General features: G+C 66.0%; 7 protein-coding genes. 3 read left to right on the top strand and 4 right to left on the bottom strand.

Annotated features, from left to right (window positions below):
- Positions 1–13: 13 nt before the first annotated feature.
- The 4 genes from A9W96_RS22215 to A9W96_RS22200 form a co-directional block, all read right to left on the bottom strand.
- Entirely contained in the window at positions 14–526 is a 513-nt protein-coding gene (locus A9W96_RS22215) for a DUF4126 family protein (protein WP_066867483.1), read from the bottom strand.
- A 118-nt stretch (positions 527–644) separates the two neighbouring features.
- A complete protein-coding gene (hisG, locus tag A9W96_RS22210; protein WP_066867516.1) occupies positions 645–1,499 on the bottom strand; it encodes an ATP phosphoribosyltransferase in 855 nt (284 codons plus the stop codon).
- Positions 1,500–1,501: 2 nt separating this feature from the next.
- A complete protein-coding gene (locus tag A9W96_RS22205) occupies positions 1,502–1,783 on the bottom strand; it encodes a phosphoribosyl-ATP diphosphatase (RefSeq protein ID WP_064885366.1) in 282 nt (93 codons plus the stop codon).
- Positions 1,784–1,838: 55 nt separating this feature from the next.
- Positions 1,839–2,438 carry a TetR family transcriptional regulator gene (locus A9W96_RS22200; RefSeq protein ID WP_066867480.1) on the bottom strand — a complete coding sequence of 200 codons (600 nt, stop codon included), beginning with the start codon at positions 2,436–2,438 and terminating at the stop codon, positions 1,839–1,841.
- Between the two features lie 305 nt (positions 2,439–2,743).
- Here A9W96_RS22200 and A9W96_RS22195 point away from each other — a divergent pair, with 305 nt between their 5' ends.
- From A9W96_RS22195 to A9W96_RS22185, 3 genes are all read left to right on the top strand, one after another.
- Positions 2,744–3,586: an ABC transporter permease gene (locus A9W96_RS22195; RefSeq protein WP_067143094.1), complete on the top strand. Its 843-nt coding sequence runs from the start codon at positions 2,744–2,746 to the stop codon at positions 3,584–3,586.
- 1 nt (position 3,587) lies between these two features.
- A complete protein-coding gene (locus tag A9W96_RS22190; RefSeq protein WP_066867473.1) occupies positions 3,588–4,451 on the top strand; it encodes an ABC transporter permease in 864 nt (287 codons plus the stop codon).
- An 11-nt stretch (positions 4,452–4,462) separates the two neighbouring features.
- Positions 4,463–5,492, top strand: a 1,030-nt coding sequence (locus tag A9W96_RS22185; RefSeq protein ID WP_067143091.1) for an MlaD family protein, incomplete at its 3' end; no start/stop codon positions are given.

Raw genomic sequence — 5,492 nt, 5'->3', positions numbered from 1 at the left:
TCGAAATGCGCTGTCACTTAACCGCCGTCAGCAGGTATTCGGTCAGCAGGTGGCCCGTCGCCGCCGCGATGGCGAACCCGCCCACGATCGCGACGGCGTCCTCGAGCAGCGCGATGGGCAGGTCCCTGCCACCCGTCGCCGCCACCAGTCGCTTGCGCGCCTGGTAGCCGCCGAGGGTACCGAGCACCGCACCGATGACACCGGCGCCCAGCGCGGTGAACGTCCAGTGCGGCCAAGCGCCCAGCGCGGCGCCCGCGAGCCCACCGGTGACGATCCGGGCCGCGAAGATCGGTGCCGCGGTGCGCGCCGGCGTCTTGGGCAGCTTGTCATTGATCAGTTCGCCGATCGCCAGGACGGTGAAGATGATCACCGCAATGATGTTGGTCAGCCAACTCGCCCAGGTGCCGTGCAGGTCGATCCAGCCGATGTAGGCGGCCCAGGCCACGACGGCGGGCGCCGTCAGCGACCGCAGCCCGGCCACGACGCCAATCAGTAAAGCCAACAAGACGAGCAGCGCGTGTGTCACGGAAACCCTCCTGGGAGACGAACAGCCGGCGACGGATGCAGGGACGGCCCATTCGCCAACCCGGGCAGTCCCCCGAGGCGGACGCTAACACAGCCGCGGGTCTTACACCGCGTGCGAATCAGAACCGGCAAAACCTGATGTCGGATGCCAGGATCGCCTTCGCGCCGATGGCGGACAGCTCGTCCATGATTTCGTTGACACCCCGACGCGGCACCAGCGCGCGGATGGCAACCCAGTCCGGATCGGCCAGGGGCGCGATGGTGGGCGACTCCAGCCCCGGCGTGATCGCCGTGGCCTTGTCCAGCACCGAACGGGGGCAGTCGTAATCGAGCATCAGATACTGCTGGCCGAACACCACGCCCTGGACCCGCGCCACCAGCTGATCGCGCGCCGCCTGCGTCCCCGCGTTGCTGTTCGAGTCGCTTTCGATCAGCACCGCTTCCGAATCGCACAGCGGGTCGCCGAAGGCGACGAGGTTGTGCAGGCTCAGGGTGCGCCCGGAGCCCACCACGTCGGCGATGGCGTCGGCCACGCCGAGCTGCACCGAGATCTCCACCGCGCCGTCGAGCCTGATGACGGTCGCCTCAATACCGCGCCCCGCCAAGTCTTTTCGGACCAGATTGGGGTAGGCGGTGGCGATCCGTTTGCCGGCCAGGTCGGCGATCTTCCAGTCGCGCCCGGCGGGTGCGGCGTAGCGAAAGCTCGACGAGCCGAAGCCCAGCGCCAGACGCTCGCGCACCGGTGCGTCGGAATCGCCCACCAGGTCCCGGCCGGTGATGCCCAAATCCAGCTCCCCCGAACCCACGTAGATGGCAATGTCTTTGGGCCGCAGGAAGAAGAACTCGACCTGGTTCGCCGGGTCGATGACGGTCAGGTCTTTGGGATCGGTGCGACGCCGGTAACCGGCCTCCGTAAGGATCTCGCAGGCCGGGTCGCTGAGCGTGCCCTTGTTGGGGACCGCAAGCCGCAGCATGGTCATAGCTTCCGATACACGTCATCGAGGGTCAGGCCACGCGCCACCATCAACACCTGCGTCCAGTAGAGCAACTGGCTGATCTCCCCGGCCAGCGCGTCGTCGGATTCGTGTTCGGCGGCCAGCCACACCTCGCCGGCTTCCTCGAGGATCTTCTTGCCCAGGCCGTGCACGCCGCCGTCGAGCGCGGCGACCGTCGCGCTGCCGGCCGGCCGGGTGCGGGCGCGCTCGCCCAGCTCGGCGAACAGATCCTCGAAGGTCTTCACGGCCAGCGATTGTTTCACGCCACCGCGAGCAAAGTCACGGCGGTTTAGCCCCGGCGGCGTCCTCGCGAGTTCGTCAGTCGAATCCGGCGAGGGTGAGGCGCAGCGCTTCCTCCAGCTGCACGTGGAACGCCGGGCCTTCGGCGACGTTCGAGGTCAACCAGCCGTCGAGGACGAATTTCACTGTGGCCAAACTGGTGTGGACCAACAACGCGGGTCGGATGTCGGACGCCGAATCGACCCCCATCCGGCAGGCAACCTGTTCGATCAGCCTGCCGTGATCGGTTGCGCTGACCAAGACGGACTTGCTCAACAGATGGGGCGCGGTCGCGACGGCCAGTCGCCAGGTATCGAGGTCGTCGACCTCGCTGACATCTTTGGCGTGCGTGACGAACAGCTGAATCAACGCTTCGACCGGTGACTCATGGGGCGGCCTGGTGCTGTAGGAACCCACGATCTCTGCGGCGGCCTCCCGGACGGGATCGACCAGCAGGCCCTCCTTGGTGGGCGCGTACCGGAAATACGTGCTGATGGAGATTCCGGCGGCCGCGGCGATGTCCTCGGTCGTCACCGCCTCGAAGCCGCGCTCGGCGAACAGCCGGTGGGCGGTCTGCTGGATCTGGGACAGCAGTTCAGCACGGCGTCGGTCACGCAACGATATGTTTGCTGAGGGCATGCCATCACCTTCGTCAATCCGACATTAGAACCCCACGGCGCCGTTTACCGACGAACTCAGATGAGTGACTCTACACTATTGAAAGTCCCTATCAAGTAGGCTAGTGTGATGCAGCACACACCAATGAGCTGCGGAGATCTGGGGCTTGTTGACACTATTTTAATAAGAATAGCGTTCAACCGTTGCCCGACGTTCTCCGCTCGGCACTCAGGACTTAGGGGCGGGAAGAGGGCCGATGACAGCGGTAGCTGGTACGCGATGACTTGCGCCATGGGTTTGCTAGGCGGTCCGCGGGTCACGCCGCTATGACGACCACCGAGTTCGATGGCGTCACCGCTATCCGGAACTGGTCCGTCTGGTACGTCAAACGCCACCCGGTCGCCTCGCTGACGACGGTAGGTGAACAGTTCGTGCTGGGTGTGCGAACCGCCCAATATTTCTTCTACGACCTGGTGACCGGGCGGTTCCAGTGGCACGAGTTCGTCCGGCAGGGCGCATTCATGGCCGGCACCGCCGTGTTGCCGACGATCCTGGTGTCCCTGCCGATCAGCGTCACGTTGTCCATCCAGTTCGCCTTGCTGGCCGGCCAGGTGGGTGCCACGTCGCTGGCCGGGGCGGCCAGCGGGCTGGCGGTCATCCGGCAGGGGGCGTCGCTGGTGGCCGCGGTGCTGATGGCCTCGGCGGTCGGCTCGGCCATCACGGCGGACCTCGGTTCGCGAACGATGCGCGAAGAGACCGACGCGATGGAGGTGATGGGCGTCTCGGTGATCCGCCGCCTGGTGGTGCCCCGTTTCGCCGCGGCGGTGATGATCGGCGTGGCCCTCACCGGCGTCGTGTGCTTCGCCGGGTTCTTCGCGAGCTACATGTTCAACGTGTACTTCCAGAACGGGGCGCCGGGCAGCTTCGTGTCGACGTTCGCGTCGTTCGCCACGACCGGCGACATGATCCTGGCGCTGATCAAGGCCATCGTGTTCGGCGCCATCGTGGCGATCGTGTCCAGCCAGAAGGGCCTGTCCACCAAGGGCGGGCCGACCGGCGTGGCGAATTCGGTGAACGCCGCTGTGGTGGAGGCGATTCTGCTGCTGATGATCGTCAACGTTGCGATCAGCCAGCTCTACATCATGTTGTCACCGCGGACGGGGCTGTGACATGACGGCCTCCGCTTATCAACCGTTCGCACCGATTTCGGTCCCCCTCGTTCGGCTCTACCGCCGCGGCAAAGTGCCGGTCATCCGGCTCGGCCACCTCCTGGTCTTCTTCGTCCGGGCCGCGGTCGCGGTGCCGCTCGCCCTGCGCCAGTACAGCGCCGAATTCCTGCGGCTGCTGTCGAACATCACCTGGGGCAACGGCTCGATCGTGGTGGGTGGTGGCACGGCCGGGGTGGCCGTGGTGCTCGGCATGACGGTCGGCGCGCTGGTCGGCATCGAGGGGTACAACTTCCTGGATCTGCTCGGTCTGGGGCCGGCCACCGGGTTCGTCTCGTCGTTGGTCAACACCCGTGAGCTGGCTCCCCTGATGGCGTCGCTCGCCTTCGCCATGCAGGGCGGCTGCCGCTTCACCGCCCAGCTGGGATCCATGCGGATCGCCGAAGAGATCGACGCGATGGAATCGATCGCCATCCGCCCGATCCCCTACCTGGTGACCACCCGGCTGATCGCGTCGGTGGTGGCGATCGTCCCGCTGTACGCCGCGTGCCTGGCGATCGGATACCTGAGCACCCAGATCGTGGTGGGCCTGGGCAGCGGCGCCTCGACCGGTTCCTACCTGCACTACTTCACGCTGATGCTGGCCGGCCAGGACATCGTCTACTCCTTGTTCAAGGCGGTGATCTTCGTCTGGATCGCGTCCACGATCCAGTGCTATTACGGCTATTACGCGAGCGGCGGGCCCGAGGGCGTCGGGGTCGCCGCCGGACACGGCATGCGGGCCAGCATCACCGTGGTGATCATCGTGAACATGCTGCTCACCATGGCACTGTGGGGCGTCGACTCCGGCGCCAGGTTCGGCGGGTAGGTCGGTGAAACGTGCCCAATTCCTTTGAGCTGGACGGCCGCGGCCCCTCCGATCGGCAGCTGTTCGGCATCGGGATCGCGGTCGTGGTGGTCAGCGCCCTGGTCACCACCGCGATGTTGGTGAAATCCACCGGCAGGCTCAACGACTACGTGCGGGTGGTCGCCGATCTGATCAACGTCGGCGATGGCCTTCCCCAGAAGTCCGACGTCAAATACCGCGGCGTCCTGGTCGGGATGGTCAACGGCGTCGTCCCGGCGGCGCACGGCAAGCCCAACTATGTCCACATCGACCTCAAAGAGGAATACGCCAAGTCGATTCCGGCCAACGTGACCGCACGCGTGGTGCCGAGCAACGTCTTCGCCGTGTCGTCGGTCCAACTGGTGGGGTCCCCAAACCAGGAGGGCCGCGGTGGGAAAATCCGCGACGGCGCGCACATCTCGGAGGACAAGCGGCTGCCGACGGTTCTTTTCCAGACGACCGTGAGCAAGCTGCGCGACGTGCTCGCCGCCGCGGGTCGTGGCCGTGACGACAGGTCGGTGGGGATCCTGGCCGCGCTGGGCGCGGCGACCGATCACCGCCGCGTCAGCCTGCTGACCGCCGGTGCCCAACTGAATCGCCTTCTCGATCAACTCAATTCGATCGTCAGCACCGACGCCGGCCCCTCGACGGTGTCGGCGCTGCTGGATGCCACCACGGGGCTCGCCCAGACGGCGCCCGATCTTCTCGATGCGTTGCATCAGGCCGTCGAGCCGATGCGAACCTTCGCCGAGACGCGCGGGCAGTTGGCCTCGCTGCTCTCCGGCGCCGACTACACGGTCAGCACCACTCGCCAATCGTTCGACAACCACATCGACCAACTCATCAGGATCACAAGCGATTTCACGCCGGTGCTCGGCATCTTGGCGCAGAAGTCGAACAACTTCGTGCCCGCCGTCACCAAACTGGACAACCTGGCCAACCAGTTCATGGAACAGGTCTGGAACCCGCGGACCAACCTGGGCAACATGCGCGCGATGCTGACGTTCACGCCCAGTTCCACCT

Origin of the sequence: Mycobacterium sp. 1245852.3, assembly GCF_001669335.1 — a bacterium.
GTDB lineage: Bacteria > Actinomycetota > Actinomycetes > Mycobacteriales > Mycobacteriaceae > Mycobacterium > Mycobacterium europaeum_A.
The sequence above is the reverse complement of the archived record's forward strand: the minus strand, read 5'-3'. Positions and strand labels throughout refer to the sequence as shown.

Coding starts and splice junctions, on each gene's coding strand:
- hisG (WP_066867516.1), bottom strand. CDS start 1,499: ATGCTGCGGCTTGCGGTCCCCAACAAGGGCACGCTCAGCGACCCGGCC.
- A9W96_RS22200 (WP_066867480.1), bottom strand. CDS start 2,438: ATGCCCTCAGCAAACATATCGTTGCGTGACCGACGCCGTGCTGAACTG.
- A9W96_RS22195 (WP_067143094.1), top strand. CDS start 2,744: ATGACGACCACCGAGTTCGATGGCGTCACCGCTATCCGGAACTGGTCC.
- A9W96_RS22190 (WP_066867473.1), top strand. CDS start 3,588: ATGACGGCCTCCGCTTATCAACCGTTCGCACCGATTTCGGTCCCCCTC.